Here is an 18,371-nt window from a genome sequence, read left to right as displayed (position 1 = left end):
AAGTGTACTGTTTAGAGTAATGCTAAAATAGCTTGGACTGGATCTTCGCTATTACCCGCTAACAGTTGTTTATGCATGGTAATATGCTGCATCACTTGAATCTGTGCGGTTTCGACCGACATTAATTTTTCAATCTCTTGGCTAAGTTTTTCAGGTGTAGCATCATGCTGAATTAATTCCTGAATGACTTTTTTGCCAGCAATAATATTCGGTAAGGAATAATACGGAATCTTGATTAAGAATTTAATCACATGATAGGTTAGCCAATTGAGCTTATAGAAGGTTACCATCGGACGATGCAATAACATGGCTTCTAATGTTGCGGTACCCGAGGCTAAGGCAATAATATTCGAAGCATTCATGACCTGACGGCCAATTTTAGATTCTTGGCTACTGTTTTCGATCACACGGATTCGATCTTGTACCGTTTGCGGATACGTTGCAACTAAGGCGTTTATCTGTTGCTGACGTGCTGCATTAATCGCTGGAATTAAAAACTGATAATCTGGATGCTTCGACATTAAGATTTGGACAGTATCTAACAGCAAAGGACCTAAGCGTTCAATTTCTCCACGGCGACTACCCGGTAACAGCGCAATATGTTTGGCATTGATATCCAAGCCCAACTCAGCTTTGGCATCTTGCATAGAATTGTTGAGTGGTAATTCACTGGCAAGGGGATGACCCACACATGCCGCTGGCACTTGCCAGCGTTGGAAAAAAGCTTTTTCAAAGGGAAATAAGCACAACACCAAATCAATGCAGGCTTTAATGCCATGCACACGCCCTTGTCGCCATGCCCACACCGAAGGACTGACATATTGTACGGTTTTAATAGGCAGTTGCAGTTGTTTAAGTTTTTTTGACAGACGTAAATTAAAATCCGGTGCATCAATACCAATAAAGACATCTACAGGGTGTTTACGCCAGCGCTCGACGAGACCATCACGTACTGCGAACAGCTTTTTAATATCCTTTAAAACTTCCACAATCCCCATCACCGATAACACGTCCATGGGATACTCACTTTTAAAACCTTCAGCAATCATTTGCGGCCCACCAATGCCCTCAAATTCTGCCTCTATGCCCTGCTCACGAAAACTGCGCATCAGTTTCGCGCCTAAAGTATCCCCAGAGACTTCACCCACTACGATCCCGATTTTAAGTTTTCTATTTTGCAAGTGCTTGTCCTGATCCAATTTTATGAGGAGCGCTATCTTAACATAGACTCTAATTACCAGTTGTGACAAAAGCCGTGTGGCTGATGTTAAAAAATCAACATCAAGCGACTATTAATACAATACATACTCGTACCTTGAACAATACTGAAGCTCAATAGTGTTGAGGCGTATATGCTCTTTAGACGATTCACAACTACTCTTTTGCACTTCACTTAAACCTTTTAAAAACCAACATGATGGTTTAAAAATCATACGCTTAGCGGTGTATAACGAAGCGTAAATGACGCTTAGGCTGTTCTTTATTGTGCTTATCTTTTTTTTGCATAAATAAATCACTAATCAAGACAACGACTTATACATAAAAGTCATAACATATGCGTGTTTTTTGATATCTGGCATATAAGCATGTTTGGTCCACTTGAATTTATTTTAGCAGGCGTCTTGGTTGGTTTTTGCGTCGGGGTGACAGGTGTAGGCGGTGGTTCGTTAATGACCCCGATTTTAATCAGTCTATTTCGCATTGAGCCGCATATCGCTATTGGTACCGATTTGTTATATGCCGCCATTTCTAAATTCTGTGGCTCTTTGGTGCATGCCAAGAAAATGAATATTGTTTGGCCCATTGTATTGTGGTTGGCTGTGGGCAGTATTCCTGCTTCATTTGCAACCCATTGGGTATTAGAAAACTTCTTAAGCCAATCAACATATTATAAAACCGTACTCACCATGGTTCTGGGCTTTATGTTGACCTTAACCGGTTTATCAATTGTATTTCGTGGCACAGTTGAAAAATTCTTTAATAAATTTCGTGCCAAAGAACAGCTGGATATGAACCATGAACAGTCGCGTCAAGATATTGCCGAACAAGCTAAAAACAAACGTGTTTTTATTATTGTCATGGGCATTGTACTAGGGGTCTTTGTCACTTTATCTTCGGTAGGTGCCGGTGCCTTTGGCATCATGGCTTTAATTATTATGTTCCCTAATTTACCCATGATCCGCATTATTGGTTCAGATGTGGTGCATGCTGTGCTCTTGACCTTAGTCGCAGGTCTTGGTCATATGAGCTCTGGAAATGTCGATTTTGCCTTGCTCGGCTGGTTATTATGCGGCTCGATTCCTGCCATTATTGTCGGCACCTTAGTTAGTTCACACATGCCAGAAAAAATTATTCGTAAAATTTTGGGTATTACTTTATTTGCCCTTGGCGTCAACTTTATGGTGAATCCGGTTAAAAGCAAACCTATTCAATCTGCTCAAAACACTGCGATTGTCGTACCAGCAGCCCAGTCAGTTGCTTAAATTTACCGCACGATTCATCACTTTTTTTTGGAAGGCCTATTAGACTTTTTGATAGGAAACCATCAGTTGAATCGTGCTATATTCAAAGCAGGAACTTTTTTATTTGTAGATCAAACCAGTGACGGCAATGAATACACGACAGTCAAATCCAATTACACAATCTGACATTGATGACGTGAATGTAAAAAGCATTCAGCCACTTGTAACCCCTGCTGAACTTAAAGCAGAATTACCTTTGACTGAAAATGCTTATCAAACCGTCCTTAAAGGTCGTGAAACGATTCGCAATATTTTAGATGGTCAAGACAAACGCTTATTTGTGGTGATTGGCCCATGTTCGATTCATGATCCAAAAGCAGCCCATGAATATGCGGATCGTCTCAAAGTGTTAAGTGAACAAGTCAAAGACACACTGTACATTGTGATGCGAGTATATTTTGAAAAACCGCGTACTACAGTGGGCTGGAAAGGTTTGATTAACGATCCAGATATGAATGATTCATTTAACATTGAAAAAGGTTTACGTTTAGGGCGTAAACTATTGCTAGAGTTAAATGAAAAAGGCTTACCATGTGCCACAGAAGCCCTTGATCCAAACTCACCGCAGTATTATCAAGATTTGATTTCATGGTCAGCGATTGGTGCACGTACCACAGAAAGTCAAACTCACCGTGAAATGTCATCTGGTTTATCTTCACCAGTTGGCTTTAAAAACGGTACCGATGGCGGCTTAACTGTGGCCACCAATGCTATGCAATCGGTCAAACACGGTCATAGCTTCTTAGGCCTAAACGAAGCAGGTCAAGTGTCGGTTATTCATACCTCGGGCAACCCATATGCACACGTGGTACTGCGTGGCGGTAATGGCAAACCCAACTATGATGCGGGCTCTGTCGCTGAAGCTGAAGCTGCCTTAGCCAAAGCTAAAGTGAGCAACAAAATTATGATTGATGCTAGCCATGCCAACTCAAACAAAGACCCGTACTTACAACCTTTAGTGTTACGTAACATTACCGAACAAGTGCTTGATGGCAATAAATCCATCGTTGGGATTATGGTCGAGAGTCATTTAAAAGGCGGTCGCCAAGATATTCCAGCCAATTTATGTGATTTAGAATATGGCAAATCAGTCACTGATGGCTGTATCGATTGGGATACCACTGAACAGGTCTTGCTCGAAATGCACCATGCCTTAAAAGATGTTTTAGTAAATCGCTAATACAGACTTGCATAATGCTAGACGCCATCTTAGGATGGCGTTTATCATTGAGAAACAATAAAAAATGAAGGCAGCACGATGAATGAACTTGAAACTCACTTAAGTCAAATTAAGCATTTCCAATTTGTGCACGAGCATTTATTTACTTCAGGACAACCCACTGCTGAACAACTGGCACAGATGAAAGCTTACGGAATCACCACGGTGATTAATTTAGCCTTAAATCATGCCGATCAGGCGATACAACGTGAAGATCAAATCTGTTTAGATTTAGGTTTAAACTACTTACAAATTCCAATTTCTTTAGATACTCCATCGCCTGATCAATGCATCTTGGTACTGGATTTAATCGATCATTTGGTGGGTGAACAGCTGCTTTGGGTGCATTGTGAAAATAATCACCATGTCAGCAGTTTGATGTACGTTTATCGTCAATATTATATGAATATGGACATGCCAAGCGCCCAAGCATTGCTGCATGAGATTTGGGAACCAGATTCAACATGGACCGGTTTGATTCATGCGGTTACTTTACAATTACAAGGTCGTAAAGCAACCCAAGAACTCAATTTATCTTTGATGAAAGCTGATCACTTTGCTTGACGACTAATCAGCACCGTGGCAGTAGATAAAATACCTTCTTGACGACCAGTAAAGCCTAATTTTTCCGTGGTGGTGGCCTTAACGCTAATTTGATTCACGTCTACCTCTAAAACATCAGCAATACTTTGGCGCATGGCTAAATTATGTGGTGCTAATTTTGGACGTTCACATGCCACGGTAATATCGGCATTATTGAGGATATAACCACGATCTAAAATTAGCTGATAGACATGCTGTAATAATACCCGACTGTCTGCACCTTTAAATTTTGGGTCGGTATCCGGGAAATGCTGCCCGATGTCACCCAAAGCCAGCGCTCCTAATAAGGCGTCGCTGAGCGCATGCAACACCACATCACCATCTGAATGGGCTTTTAAACCCTGACTATGGGGAATTTGAATGCCAGCCAAAGTCACAAAATCACCTTCTTCAAAGGCGTGTACGTCAATACCTTGACCAATTCGAATGTGTGGCATCATGCTTGTTCTCCCAAACAAATAAATCTTAGAAATGTTGTATTCATGCTTTTGATTTCGCTATATTAGCAAGCAGCACAATCTCGACAAAGTATAAGCGATCATGTGGCAAAATACTGATAACAATCTTATTAAAACACTGGGCCTTGTAGCTTTAGCCTGTTGCTCAACATTTGCCACGGCAAGCGTGATTGAATGTCAGGACCACCATCGCCCAGGGATTTGTGCAAGCGGCTTACAAGAATCTAGAGAAAAGCTCAACAATCATTATCTGACTGCATTATTGGTTAGTGATGCACCCATTCGTTTACTGCAAGATACCCAAAAATTATGGCTCAAGCGTAGCCAGCAATGTAAACAAACTCGCTGTTATCGCCAGCAAATTGAACAGCGTGTAGATGATTTAAATTTATATATTTCACTCAATCAAACCCTTACCCAACATTATTTAAAATTTGAACAAGGTCAGATTTCGGCACAGCCTGTGCATTTAAAACTGCATCAATTGGGTAAAGACAGTATTAAAATTGAAGGCATTGCCTATCGTAATCCTAATAATCGTGTAGAAACCCAAACGATCAATTTTTTGGCGTATACTACCCCCCAAGAAAAAACCCAAATTATTGATAATGAACATGATTGCAAATATTCTTTTGCCTACTCTAAAGCTATTTTAGTGGTGAAGACTCAGCAACAAGGCTGTGAACGCTTTAGCGGCGTATATAGACTCTACGATTAAAAAAGCCAGTATACACTGGCTTATTCTGTTGGATGTTGACGGGCAATAGCTTGACTGACCATCACCGCTGTAGCGGCAGATAAGGTCCATCCTAAATGGCCATGACCAGTATTATAAAAAATACGCTCGCGTTTCCCACGTCCCACCACAGGCATCATATTAGGCATCATCGGTCGCAGTCCTGCCCAGGGCACTACACTTTCGGTACACACACGAAAGTTACGATTCACCCAATCAATCAGTGGTTGAATACGATCAGCACGAATATCACGGTTATAGCCATTAAATTCTGCTGTACCGGCGACACGTAAGCGATCTACCCCCAAACGTGATGTGACAATTTTAGCACTTTCATCGAGTAAACTGACCCAAGGTGCATGGCTTTGACTATGACTGTCATTTAAATTCACAGTAATAGAATAGCCTTTAACGGGATAAACATTCACGCGATCACCGAGCATACGTGCCAGATGATAGCTGCCCACCCCGCCGCAGACTAAGACTGCATCCACCTGCATTTCCTCAATGACTGCTGCATCAGAGTGCATATTTTCTTGACTGGCGCGATATTCAACCCTTACCCCTGTGGCATGTGGCTGCATCTGGGTGACTTCCTTAGCAAATAGGTAATCTACCCCGTATTTTTTTGTCGCTTGAGCTAATCCCATGGTGAATTTATGGATATCACCTGTGGCATCTCCTGGACAGTAAAATCCGCCGTAATAATTGCCAGTTAAGCTGGGTTCAATAGTTTTTATTTCCTCTAAGGTGACCGCATGACGCTCCAACCCGCCTGTACAGAGTAAATCGTTGACACGCATGGCCACTTGATAGTCGTGTTGAGTATGATAAAAATGTAAAATGCCACGTTTTTCTAGGTTAAAGTCGATTTGTTCTTGTTTAGCAATGGCAAATAAACGCTGCCGTGCCAAGAGTGCCATTTTAACCGTATCACGCGTATTGGCTTCATAGTGTTTGATATTACCTAAAAATTCGATTAACCAAGCATATTTATGTAAATCAAATGAAGGATTTAATAATAAGGGCGCAGTTTTTTGCGACATCCATTTTAAACCTTTTAATACTGTGGCTTTTTGGTTCCATACTTCCGCATTACAGGCGGACAGTTGCCCACCATTGGCAAATGAAGTTTCCATGGCAGGATAGAGATGTTTATCAATGACAGTGACCTGATAACCGAGTTTCACTAACTCATAGGCAGAGGTCACACCGGTGATACCTGCTCCAATGACAAGAATATGGCGCATAACAGGCTCCTTGAAATGTTATTATTATTTTGCATTTCATTTTCTCCCCATCTGTCATGTTTACCTGAGAGCTTTACCCCTTCGGTGAGTTAAGTCGAGCCTAACTTCTCTCCAGAATGTGATAGCAGCTTGTAGTCCTTTTGCCTGAGAGTTTCCTGGGGTGTTGCTCCTTCGGCGGACTGATGTCTCTCTCCTACAAGCTGTAGTAGATCAATCATTATGAGCAATTTTTATACCAAGCCAAGCATAAAATTTGTTCACATTTTGCAGCGTCATATAAAAAATTTTAAATTCAAATGAAATCAATTTTTTTAGGAAAAATACTAATGTTGTTTCAGCACTATAAAACTTTATTTCAACACTATCCTTTAGAGCAACTGCTACACACTGATCTGTTACAGTTAGCACATCAAGCTAAAATCAGCAGTTATTACACTCCCTTTGAGTATATCAATACACAGGCTAAAGTGGTGTTGCTCGGGATTACCCCGGGGCGATTACAATGGCAAAATGCCATACAGGCTGTACAACAAGCGCTTGCTCAAGGTTTAAACGATGATCAAGTTTTGGCATATGCCAAACAGCAAGGTGCCTTTAGTGGTCCAATTCGCCGCAACTTAATTCAAATTTTAGATCATCTTGGTTTACAGCAAAAGTTACAGCTGAACTCAACCGCCGCATTATTTAATGAAGCACAGCATTTAGTAAATATGAGCGCTGTCTTACCGCACGCTATTTTTATCAATTGTCAAAATTATAATGGCACGAGTCCTCATATACTCAAAAATGATTTTTTATATCAACAGCTTGAACAGTACTTTCTGCCACAGTTAAAAGTGTTACCCAATGCTGTTTATATTCCGCTCGGTCAAAGTGTGGCGCATGTACTCTCTCATCTAGCTAACTTAGGCTATTTAAAAAAGCAGCAGATTTTACAGGGTTTTCCTCACCCATCTGGTGCCAATAGTGAGCGGATTCAATATTTTTTAGGGAAAAAAGCCCAAGCTGAACTGTCACGCGCAACAGATCCCATTAAAATTGAACAAGTCAAAGCAAAGTTAATACAACAAATGCAGCAGCTACAAATTTAATACATGAAAAAAGCCTCATATTGAGGCTTTTTGATTTAACGATGGGTGTGTACTGACATCACAATCCCCATACTGGCCATTAAAGAAATTACGGCTGTCCCGCCATAACTCATAAAGGGTAAAGGGTCACCTGTAACGGGCAAAATACCGCTCACCATGCCTGAGTTTAGAAACACAAAGAAGAAGATCGTTAAGCCCACTGTACCGGCATATAACTTACCAAAATTATGAAAACTGTTTAAACCAATGATTAAGCAACGAAAAATAATCGCGGCATATAAGCAAATTAAGGCAAATACCCCGATAAAACCAAACTCTTCAGCAAAGGTTGACATAATAAAGTCAGTATGGTGCTCAGGTAAATAACCTAAATGCGACTGAGTACCCTCTAAGTAACCCTTACCACTTAAGCCACCAGAACCAATGGCAATTTTAGATTGAATAATATTCCAACCTGCCCCTAATGCATCAGACTCAGGATCAAATAAGGTTAAAATTCGTTTCTTTTGATAGTCTTGTAAAAAAAACATCCATAAGGCAGGGGCTGCTACCAGCAATGCACCTATAGCACCGCCAATCAGTTTCCAAGACATACCACTTAAAAACAGCACAAAAATACCCGGAATAATCAAACCAATATTCAGATCGGGTTGTAAGACCACCAAAATAAAAGGCACCAGCAAAATTAGCATAGCAACCACAATATGGCGGAATTTAGGTGGAAATGGACGCAAGGAGAAATACCATGCCATCATTAAAGGCATCGCAAATTTCATAAATTCACTCGGTTGCATACTGCCAATGCCCGGCAAACTAATCCAGCGTTTTGCCCCTAAACGCCGCTCACCAATAAATAGTACCAAAACCAGGAGCACCAACGAAATCAGATAGAAATAAGGACTGACCGCTTGATAAACTTTGGGTGGAATTTGTGCCAAAGTAAACAGTAAAATAAAGCCTATCCCAAAACTAATGGCTTGACGCATTACCATGGCACTATCTTGCGAGGCACTATAGACCACACACAGACCTAAGGCAGAATTGAGCAATAAAAAACACAATAACCAAGGATCAAGGTGCAACTTGGTCCAACGTGAGGAATCACTTTTCATGCTTAAGCCGTCACGAACTCCATGACGTAAAAAGCGATACTGTTGAGAGGGAATCATTGCAAGGGCTTTAACAGAAAAAAGACAAGGCAAAAATTATAAGATTAAAGTGTTAAGGATTAAACACTTTTACTCTGTAGTTTGAGTTTTAAATGATAATTGGCTGTTATTGCTGAGCATTTAAGATCAAACGTGCTAACTCTAAATCATCCGGATAAGTAATTTTTAAATTATCCGCACGGCTCTGTACCACTTCTACACAATGCCCTGCATGTTCTAAGGCGCTGGCCTCATCTGTAATATTGATTTGATCGTGTAGCGCCTGTTCAATGGCTGACTTGAGGAGCGCTAATTGGGCCAATTGTGGGGTTTGTGCTTGCCATAACTGGCTGCGGTCTACGGTTTGTTGAATTTGATCACCTGTTACGACCCGCTTTAAGGTATCACGTACAGGAATGGCCAAAATTGCACTATGCCCTGTTTGACTGGCACGTTCAACTAAGGCCTGTAGTGCAGAAAAACTAACGCAAGGACGTGCCGCATCATGTACCAAAACCCAATCATCAGGCTCAGCAATCTCTGTTAAATATTTTAAGGCATTGAGTACTGAATCAACCCGTTCGTTACCACCTTGACAAAAATGGGCTTTGTGTTTATTCGACAATGCTAAGCTTGCTGCAACATGATCTTGGGCAGAAATCGCCAATACATAACCCTGTAGGGGTAGTTGATTCAAACGCGCAACCGTATGTTCAAGTACAGTCTGCCCTTGAATCATTTGATACTGTTTGAGCTCAGTTTTAGAAAAACGACTTCCCGAGCCTGCTGCCGGAATAACCAACCACAATTTAAGGGGTAATGGGTTGTTCAGGGATTGGGCTGTCTTCTTCATTGGTACGAGGATCTACTTTAGCATTAGGATCAAGATAAATCGGCTTGTACTGGGTACTAATGGTACTCATTTGTACAAAGGTTTCATTGGGTTTAATTAAACCTAAATCGAGGCGTGCATGTTCTTCTATCGCTTCAACGCCATTTTTTAAATCATAAACTTCGGCTGCAAGGACACGATTACGTTCTTTTAGCTCGTCATTATCTTCGACTTGTTGTTGAATCTTTTGCATTAGTTGCAAGTGTTCGTGATGACCACCATCACCTAACCAATACTTATATTGAAACCCTGCGATCAAAATGATCGCAAGGCCCAACAGTACTTTACTCGAGGTCGAGTCGAATACATTTAACATTGACATATGTCGCTTAGTTTAAACCTTTAAACTCAGCTTTACCGCGATATACAGCTTGAGTCAACTCTTCGATACGAAGCAATTGGTTGTATTTTGCTACACGGTCAGAGCGGCAAAGTGAACCAGTCTTAATTTGACCAGCGCCTGTACCTACTGCAAGGTCCGCAATAGTTGAATCTTCAGTTTCGCCTGAACGGTGTGAAATAACAGTAGAGTAACCATTTACTTTTGCAAGGTAGATGGCATCTAAAGTTTCAGTCAACGTACCAATTTGGTTGTATTTAATTAAAATAGAGTTACCAACTTTTTCATTAATACCACGTTGAAGGATTTTAGGATTCGTTACGAACAAATCGTCGCCAACCAATTGGATTTTGTCGCCAAGAATAGACGTTAGGTAAGACCAACCTTCCCAATCCGACTCATCCAAACCGTCTTCAATTGAGATAATTGGGTATTGGTTAACAAGACCTGCAAGGTAGTCAGAGAACTGGTTGCTTGTGAATGCTTTGTTGCCTTCACCTGCAAGAATGTACTGACCATTTTTGTAGAATTCTGAAGATGCACAGTCAAGCGCAAGCATAATGTCAGAACCTGCTTTGTAGCCAGTTTTTTCAATTGCTTCAAGAATAACGGTAATTGCTTCTTCGTTTGAACGTAAGTTTGGCGCAAAACCACCCTCATCACCTACCGCAGTGTTTAAACCTTGTTTCTTTAATACAGATTTTAAAGAATGGAAGATTTCTGCACCAGCACGAAGTGCTTCAGAGAAAGATGTAAAGCCCACTGGCTCAATCATAAACTCTTGAATATCTACGTTGTTGTCCGCATGTGAACCACCGTTTAAGATGTTCATCATAGGTACAGGCATAGTTAAGATGCTGTTGTTACGTAGGTCTGCGATGTATTGGAAAAGAGGAATTTTCTTTTCGTCAGCAGCAGCACGCGCAGCAGCTAAAGACACTGCTAAAGTTGCGTTTGCACCCAATTTTTCTTTGTTTTCAGTACCGTCAAGTGCGATCATCGTATTGTCGATGTCTTTTTGTTCAAATACTGATTTGCCCACTAAAGCATCACGGATTAAAGTGTTTACGTTGTTAACCGCAGTTTGAACACCTTTACCTAAGTAGCGTGCTTTATCGCCGTCACGAAGTTCTAAAGCTTCACGAGAACCAGTTGAAGCACCAGATGGTGCACATGCACGGCCAACAACGCCAGAGGCTAAGATTACGTCTGCTTCGATGGTTGGGTTACCACGAGAGTCCAAAATTTCACGTGCACGAATGTCAACGATTTGGCTCATGAACAATTCCTCAGTTGATTAATAAAAATGATGCGTCAAAAACGACGCATCAAGGTGTAACAATTTAGTGTGTATCTAGCTTTTGGAAACCTTTGACCAAAGTATCCAATTCTTTGAGCTGCGCTAAGAATGGCTCAAGTTGCGACAATCGCAGCGCACATGGGCCATCACATTTGGCTTGTTCAGGATCAGGATGTGCTTCTAAGAACAAACCTGCCAAACCTGTTGCCATACCTGCGCGTGCCAATGTGGTAATTTGCGCACGACGACCACCGGCTGAGTCGCTACGCCCACCTGGAGTTTGCAGCGCATGGGTCACATCAAAAAACACTGGAACATTCATGTCTTTCATGGTGTCAAAGCCCAACATATCGACAACTAAATTGTTGTAACCAAATGCTGAACCACGTTCACACAGAATCAGTTTGTCATTTCCAGCTTCTAAGCACTTATGCAAAATATGACGCATTTCATGTGGTGCTAAGAACTGTGCTTTTTTAATATTGATGATGGCATCCGTTTTGGCCATGGCTTCAACCAAATCAGTTTGACGACTTAAAAATGCCGGCAACTGAATGATATCCGCCACTTCGGCTACAGGCGCCGCTTGATACGGCTCATGCACATCAGTAATGATCGGCACATTGAAATGCTTTTTAATGTCCGCTAACCACTCGATACCTTTTTCAAGACCTGGGCCACGGTAAGAATTCAAACTTGAACGGTTGGCTTTATCAAAACTGGCTTTAAACACATATGGAATATCCAAACGTGTGCAGATTTCAACATAAGTTTCTGCAATTTCAAAAGCCAAGTCTTTAGACTCGAGTACGTTCATGCCGCCGAATAGTACAAATGGCAAATGATTTGCCATTTGTATATCGCCTAAACGTACAATTTCTTGTGGTTTTAATTGTGACATTTAAACATTCCTAGTTATGCAAAACACCAATTACTTGGCTTTTTGGTACTGCTGTTTCGCAGCATCAATGAAGCTTGCAAATAATGGATGACCATCACGTGGTGAGCTGGTAAATTCTGGGTGGAATTGTACCGCAACGAACCAAGGATGTGCAGGAATTTCAACCGTTTCCACCAAGCGTTGAATCGGTGAATAACCTGAAATCTTCATGCCTTTTTCTTCTAAAGCAGGAATAAAACGGTTGTTCATTTCATAACGATGACGGTGACGTTCAATGATTTCTGTTGAACCATAAACTTCCGCTGTTTTTGTGCCCGCAACCAATTCAGATTTTTGAGCACCTAGACGCATAGTACCGCCAAGGTCAGAATCTGCAGAGCGTTGTTGTACTTCACCGCGCTCATCTAACCATTCAGTGATTAAACCAATTAAAGGTGATTTAGTTGAACGGTTAAATTCAGTAGAGGTTGCATCAGAAATACCTGCCACATTACGTGCATATTCAATCACAGCCAGTTGCATACCTAAGCAAATGCCTAAAAATGGCACACCATTTTCACGTGCGAATTTAATCGCTTGCATTTTGCCTTCGGTACCACGTTCACCAAAACCACCTGGCACTAAGATGGCATCAGCATCTTTTAAGACTTCTGCTGCATCTTGGCTTTCTAGCTCTTCAGCATTCACGTAATCGATTTGGACTTTAACGCGGTTTTGAATACCCGCATGCAGTAACGCTTCGTTGACAGATTTATAGGCATCTGGCAGTTCAACGTATTTACCCACCATCGCCACACGTACTGTGTATTCAGGATTCAGTAAAGCTTCTACCACATTATCCCAGTCTGTTAGATCAGCTTCTGGAAGATCGTTGTAGCCAAAACGTTCACAGATTAAATCATCAACGTTTTGTTCATAGAATGTACGTGGAATTTGGTAAATCGTACGCGCATCTTTACATACCACAACAGCACGCGCTTCAACGTTAGTAAATAACGCAATTTTACGTGTCGTATCAGCATCAACATCATGCTCAGTACGGCAGATTAAGATATCTGGCTGAATACCAATCGACAACAACTCTTTCACAGAATGCTGTGTTGGTTTAGTTTTTAATTCTGCTGCTGACTTAATGTATGGGAGTAAGGTTAAGTGCATCAGCATCGTGCGCTTGTGACCAAGTTCAACCATCAGCTGACGTACAGATTCCATGAATGGGAGAGATTCAATGTCACCTACTGTACCGCCGATTTCCACGATCGCAACGTCATAGCCTTCGCCTGCGCGAAGTACACGTTCTTTAATGTTATCAGTGATATGTGGAATAACTTGAACAGTACCGCCAAGGTAATCACCACGACGCTCTTTGTTCAATACATCTTGGTACACGCGGCCAGATGTAAAGTTATTTAACTTGGTCATTTTCGCACGACGTAGGAAACGTTCGTAGTAACCCAAGTCTAAGTCAGTTTCTGCACCATCCTCTGTGACAAAAACTTCACCATGTTGGAATGGGCTCATTGTCCCTGGATCGACATTAATGTATGGATCCATTTTGACCATGGTCACTTTTAAACCACGGGCTTCTAAAAGTGCAGCAACTGAAGCAGCTGAAATACCTTTACCTAGTGATGAAACTACACCACCAGTCACGAAAATAAAATGGGTCATTGGGTTTCTCGTACAATCGAGCCTAAATCGGCCTGCAATGTTGCGCAATTTTACTTTACTCTGCACCAATAAAGCAAAGTCATTGTGCATCAATTCATGGAACAATAAACAATTGGTTATTGTATCAGCAATTGCGATAAAAATTTAGCTTATCTTTTGATGATTTTTCTATTGCTTTTTATGGTTATAATATGTTTGTCCATCTAACGCGTTATTTTGTGCAGTTATGAATAAGAAAATTTTAATCTGTGGTGCAATTGCAACTAGCCTTTTATTAAGTGCATGTGTCAAGAAAGAAACTCCCGCTGAAGAAGAGACGCGTGCCGAAGCACCAACGACTCAACCGAAAGCTGAAGCTAAATTTGAAAACTTAAGCCCAACTGAGCCAGAGCAGCCAGCGCCAGCTGCTGAAGCAGCCAAACCTGCAACTGCGCCACAAAAAGTAGAAGTGATTCGCGAAGAAACACCAAACACCACGACTGAAATCCGTCGTGAAACTCGCCCAGCACCTGCTGAGCCAAAACCACAAGTGACTACGCCTAAAGCTGAAGCGCCTAAAGCTGAGCCAAAACCACAAGTGACTACGCCTAAAGCTGAAGCACCTAAAGCTGAGCCAAAAGCAGAGGTGCCTAAGACTGAGGCGCCACGCAGTACAAATACACAATCACAAGATGATGCAGTTGCAGCAGCGATTGCCGCTGCCACGCCAGCGCTGGATTAAGCTGCTTGTAGATTTAAAAACCCAGCTTGTCTGGGTTTTTTTGTCTGTATGAGACTGGCATAGTGACGGAAATAATCCGCAATCACACAGCTCGCCCAAGAGTTGGTTTTAATTAAACCTTGATAAAAAACACAATGACTGCCCTTGGTTGTTGTCACAATTAAAACATTTGGCATATTGATAAGCACTTGTTTATGTGGCACTAAATTATCGATCCTGCAAATCGGATCGTCTTCAGCGTTAAGTACCACCAAGGGTATTTGGATATCTTGCATCACATAAATAGGATTTACTGCTTTGGCATAGCTTTGGTAATCATGAAACCCAGCCATTTTAAAATAACATTGTTCAAACTCGGCCAAGGTTTTCGCTTGCAATAGCGTTTCTAAATTGGTCCATTGCCAAGTACTACTATAGGGCTGTATAAATGCCTTAACTAATTTTTTGGTCATCAACTTGCTATAAATAGGATGAACACGTGCAAAACCTTGTTCGCTATCATAGCCTGGACTTAAAGCAAAAGCCGCTTTAAATGGTGCTTTCTTGCCCATTTCACCTAAATAGCGCACCAATAAGCCGGTGCCTGCCGATGAGCCCACAGCATATAAATCTGACTGAGAATATACGGTTTGAATATGCTGGATTTGCTCTGCTAAGTCTTCTGTGGAACCCAAAATATTAATTTTTGGCACGGTTAACGGTAATTTGCCATGGCCACGGCGCAAACACAAGGCAATCCGCCAACCGGTATAGTGATGTAAATCCTGTACCAATTCACGCATGGTTTCAGCTGTACCTGTTAAAGTATGCATCAGTACAATAGTCGGAGTAGTTGGACTTAACTGTTGACCATACCAGGCAATGGCTGTAATGCCGCCATCTTGCATGGTCAATTGTTCAACGGCATCATATTCTAGATGAATACGATGGCGTTTAAATAAATCAAAATACAACATTTGCGCATGTGGATTTGCAAGCCACAGCGTTGGACAATATTTTTTTTGTAGAGATTTCAGTTCAGGAACCAATTGGGCAAAGATACCCTGTGGATGATAGGATAAACTGGGTGTAGCCGCACCTGCCCAGTGCTCTATACAAGCGGCCAAGCGATGACTTAATTTTTGTAATCTTAACATCGTATACTCCTTCTTGGCTGGTGTCGTTTTATGTGGGTCTTGTTGTTATCGTCGGCTCCATCTGCCTCAACAATTTTTTCTTTTCGTCTACAATCAGGCTCTGAAAGCTCACAATTAAATTAAGCAGCCTTTCATGACTTATGCTGAATTTATCCATCAAATTCAAGTGCAATCTTGTAGAGCTTAATTTTCTACTGCGCCGCGTGGTGCCGCCCTTGATATGGAGCTTTGCAGAGCATGCATAGTCCTGATTTAAGATAAAAAACCTGAAGGTCAAGCAGCAAGTGCTCAACCTAGTGCTTATCAGTGATGTATATTCTTATAAGCTAGCAGCCAAATAAGCCCCGTCGGCAATCGCACGTTTGGCATCTAATTCTCCTGCAAGTTTCGCGCCACCAATCAAATGCACCTGCTGACCTGCTGCCACTAATTCGTCATATAAAGGGGTATAAGACTCTTGCCCTGCGCAAATGACAATATGATCGACATCTAATAAAATCTGTTGTTCACCTACACTAATATGCAAACCGCTATCATCAATTTTATCGTATTGCACCGCATTCAACATTTGTACATTACGCTGCTTCAAACCGCTACGATGAATCCAGCCAGTGGTTTTACCTAAACCTGAGCCGACGCTACTGGCTTTACGCTGTAATAAGAAGATGTCACGCACTGCAGGCTTTGGCTGTGCCAGCTTTAAACCTCCCTCATATTGGTATTTCGGGTCAATCCCCCACTCATCATAAAACTTTTGTGGATCTAAACTGCTGCTTTCGCCGCTATGGCTTAGATATTCAGCGGTATCAAAACCAATCCCCCCTGCACCAATAATGGCCACACGTTGCCCCACAGCAACGCGCTCTTTTAAAACCTGTAAATAACTGAGTACTTTTTCATGGTCAATACCCGGAATATCGAGTTGCCGTGGTTCAACACCAGTCGCCAGCACGATCTCATCAAATTGATGATCAATCAGCTCTTGGACTTTAACTTGATAACCGAGCACCAATTTAATATTGGGCTGTAATTCTAACTGGCGTTTAAAGTAGCGAATGGTTTCATAAAATTCTTCTTTACCCGGGATGGTTTTGGCAATATTAAATTGTCCACCAATCTGAGCACTCGCTTCAAATAAAGTGACTGTATGACCGCGCTCTGCAGCATTTAAAGCAAAACTTAAACCCGCAGGTCCTGCCCCCACAACCGCAATATTTTTACTGTGTACAGCACTCTCCATGGGCAACTCTGTTTCATGACAGGCACGCGGATTGACCAAGCAGGACGTGAGCTTGCCGCTAAAAATATGATCTAAACAAGCTTGGTTACAACCAATACAGGTATTAATCTCATCACTACGATTTTGCTCTGCTTTGAGCATAAACTCAGCATCAGCCAAAAACGGGCGTGCCATAGAGACCAAATCAGCATGCCCTTGTGCCAGCACCTGCTCAGCCATGGCAGGCGTATTAATCCGATTTGAGGTCACCAGTGGAATCTTGACTGCACTTTTGACTTTTTGCGTGACCCAAGTAAAAGCTGCGCGGGGCACTTTAGTGGCAATGGTGGGAATCCGTGCTTCATGCCAACCAATGCCGGTGTTAATAATAGTAGCGCCTGCAGATTCGATGGCTTTGGCCAATTGCGTCACTTCCGCCAAGGTCGAGCCACCTTCAACCAAATCGAGCATGGATAAACGATAAATAATAATAAAATTTTCACCCACTGCTTGGCGGGTACGACGCACAATTTCCACTGCAAAACGGATGCGATTCATATAACTACCGCCCCACGCATCATCCCGATGATTAGTACGTTTGGTAATAAACTGATTAATTAAATAGCCTTCAGAGCCCATAATTTCCACACCGTCATAACCCGCGTATTGGGCTAATTTCGCACATTCGACAAAATCAGTAATGGTCTGCTCAATTTCCACAGGTGTTAATGCATGTGGAATCACAGGATTAATCGGTGCGGCAATCGCTGAGGGTGCAACGGCTTGGTTTTGATGCGAATAACGTCCGGTATGCAAAATCTGTAAGGCAATTTTACCTCCTGCCGCATGCACTGCTTGAGTGACAATTTTATGCGGCTCTGCTTCTGCAAGTGTACTGAGCTTACTCGCACCTGCGCGGGTTAAACCTGCACTATTGGGTGCAATACCGCCTGTAACAATTAAACCAACACCACCACGCGCGCGTTCAGCATAAAATGCTGCCATACGCTGATGACCATTGGGCGCTTCTTCTAAACCCACATGCATAGAACCCATAATCACGCGGTTTTTTAAGGTCGTAAAGCCTAAATCTAATGGGGTAAATAAGTGCGGATAAACTGTCATAGCGAGCTCCTTGCAGACATTTTTAGTTTTATACAACTC

At 41.9% G+C, this 18,371-nt stretch carries 17 protein-coding genes and 1 riboswitch; of the genes, 6 read left to right on the top strand and 11 right to left on the bottom strand.

Translation table 11 applies throughout. The features are described 5' to 3' along the window. Positions 1-11: 11 nt before the first annotated feature. A complete protein-coding gene (gene lpxB, locus AC5YCI_RS10390; protein WP_496129701.1) occupies positions 12-1,181 on the bottom strand; it encodes a lipid-A-disaccharide synthase in 1,170 nt (389 codons plus the stop codon). Positions 1,182-1,586: 405 nt separating this feature from the next. On the opposite strand from lpxB, the gene AC5YCI_RS10385 reads away from it, so the two are divergent. From AC5YCI_RS10385 to AC5YCI_RS10375, 3 genes are all read left to right on the top strand, one after another. Then, complete coding sequence (locus tag AC5YCI_RS10385) at positions 1,587-2,483, top strand: sulfite exporter TauE/SafE family protein (RefSeq protein WP_496129702.1); 897 nt, start codon at positions 1,587-1,589, stop codon at positions 2,481-2,483. Positions 2,484-2,610: 127 nt separating this feature from the next. After that, positions 2,611-3,702: a 3-deoxy-7-phosphoheptulonate synthase gene (locus tag AC5YCI_RS10380; RefSeq protein WP_496129703.1), complete on the top strand. Its 1,092-nt coding sequence runs from the start codon at positions 2,611-2,613 to the stop codon at positions 3,700-3,702. 78 nt (positions 3,703-3,780) lie between these two features. Then, entirely contained in the window at positions 3,781-4,305 is a 525-nt protein-coding gene (locus AC5YCI_RS10375; RefSeq protein WP_496129704.1) for a protein tyrosine phosphatase family protein, read from the top strand. Here the strand turns inward: AC5YCI_RS10375 and ispF are convergent. After that, complete coding sequence (gene ispF / locus AC5YCI_RS10370) at positions 4,293-4,784, bottom strand: 2-C-methyl-D-erythritol 2,4-cyclodiphosphate synthase (RefSeq protein WP_496129705.1); 492 nt, start codon at positions 4,782-4,784, stop codon at positions 4,293-4,295. The two genes, AC5YCI_RS10375 and ispF, sit on opposite strands and share 13 nt — an antisense overlap. Before the next feature lie 100 nt (positions 4,785-4,884). On the opposite strand from ispF, the gene AC5YCI_RS10365 reads away from it, so the two are divergent. Next, positions 4,885-5,520: an A1S_1983 family putative colistin resistance protein gene (locus tag AC5YCI_RS10365; RefSeq protein ID WP_496129706.1), complete on the top strand. Its 636-nt coding sequence runs from the start codon at positions 4,885-4,887 to the stop codon at positions 5,518-5,520. 20 nt (positions 5,521-5,540) lie between these two features. Here AC5YCI_RS10365 and AC5YCI_RS10360 read toward each other — a convergent pair whose 3' ends face one another. Continuing rightward, positions 5,541-6,788, bottom strand: coding sequence for a D-amino acid dehydrogenase (locus tag AC5YCI_RS10360; protein WP_496129707.1), 1,248 nt, complete (start codon positions 6,786-6,788; stop codon positions 5,541-5,543). A gap of 122 nt (positions 6,789-6,910) precedes the next feature. Then, a riboswitch (glycine riboswitch) is annotated at positions 6,911-6,994 on the bottom strand. A gap of 120 nt (positions 6,995-7,114) precedes the next feature. Here AC5YCI_RS10360 and AC5YCI_RS10355 point away from each other — a divergent pair. Beyond that, positions 7,115-7,879, top strand: coding sequence for a hypothetical protein (locus AC5YCI_RS10355; RefSeq protein WP_496129708.1), 765 nt, complete (start codon positions 7,115-7,117; stop codon positions 7,877-7,879). A gap of 35 nt (positions 7,880-7,914) precedes the next feature. On the opposite strand, the gene rodA is transcribed toward AC5YCI_RS10355, so the two are convergent. The 6 genes from rodA to pyrG all read right to left on the bottom strand — a co-directional run bounded on the left by rodA (position 7,915) and on the right by pyrG (position 14,131). Continuing rightward, entirely contained in the window at positions 7,915-9,048 is a 1,134-nt protein-coding gene (gene rodA / locus AC5YCI_RS10350; protein ID WP_496129709.1) for a rod shape-determining protein RodA, read from the bottom strand. Positions 9,049-9,154: 106 nt separating this feature from the next. Then, complete coding sequence (gene ispD / locus AC5YCI_RS10345) at positions 9,155-9,880, bottom strand: 2-C-methyl-D-erythritol 4-phosphate cytidylyltransferase (RefSeq protein WP_496129710.1); 726 nt, start codon at positions 9,878-9,880, stop codon at positions 9,155-9,157. Next, positions 9,837-10,235 carry a septum formation initiator family protein gene (locus AC5YCI_RS10340; protein WP_496129711.1) on the bottom strand — a complete coding sequence of 133 codons (399 nt, stop codon included), beginning with the start codon at positions 10,233-10,235 and terminating at the stop codon, positions 9,837-9,839. The genes ispD and AC5YCI_RS10340 overlap by 44 nt, the downstream gene beginning before the upstream one ends. 13 nt (positions 10,236-10,248) lie before the next feature. Next, positions 10,249-11,538, bottom strand: a complete 1,290-nt coding sequence (gene eno, locus AC5YCI_RS10335; RefSeq protein WP_496175510.1) for a phosphopyruvate hydratase — start codon at positions 11,536-11,538, stop codon at positions 10,249-10,251. Positions 11,539-11,602: 64 nt separating this feature from the next. Beyond that, positions 11,603-12,460 carry a 3-deoxy-8-phosphooctulonate synthase gene (gene kdsA / locus AC5YCI_RS10330; protein ID WP_496129713.1) on the bottom strand — a complete coding sequence of 286 codons (858 nt, stop codon included), beginning with the start codon at positions 12,458-12,460 and terminating at the stop codon, positions 11,603-11,605. Between the two features lie 30 nt (positions 12,461-12,490). Further along, positions 12,491-14,131 carry a CTP synthase gene (gene pyrG / locus AC5YCI_RS10325; RefSeq protein ID WP_496129714.1) on the bottom strand — a complete coding sequence of 547 codons (1,641 nt, stop codon included), beginning with the start codon at positions 14,129-14,131 and terminating at the stop codon, positions 12,491-12,493. Between the two features lie 226 nt (positions 14,132-14,357). On the opposite strand from pyrG, the gene AC5YCI_RS10320 reads away from it, so the two are divergent. After that, entirely contained in the window at positions 14,358-14,852 is a 495-nt protein-coding gene (locus AC5YCI_RS10320; RefSeq protein ID WP_496129715.1) for an internalin, read from the top strand. Here AC5YCI_RS10320 and AC5YCI_RS10315 read toward each other — a convergent pair. Then, positions 14,849-15,988 (bottom strand): YheT family hydrolase, encoded by a 1,140-nt coding sequence (locus tag AC5YCI_RS10315; RefSeq protein WP_496129716.1) that lies wholly within the window; start codon positions 15,986-15,988, stop codon positions 14,849-14,851. The genes AC5YCI_RS10320 and AC5YCI_RS10315 overlap by 4 nt on opposite strands. Positions 15,989-16,307: 319 nt before the next feature. After that, positions 16,308-18,332 (bottom strand): 2,4-dienoyl-CoA reductase FMN-binding domain-containing protein, encoded by a 2,025-nt coding sequence (locus AC5YCI_RS10310; RefSeq protein ID WP_496129717.1) that lies wholly within the window; start codon positions 18,330-18,332, stop codon positions 16,308-16,310. Between the last annotated feature and the right edge of the window lie 39 nt (positions 18,333-18,371).

Source organism: Acinetobacter sp. CY17 (assembly GCF_059515825.1).
Note: the sequence above shows the minus strand (reverse complement) of the source record. Positions and strands in the feature narration are given on the sequence as shown.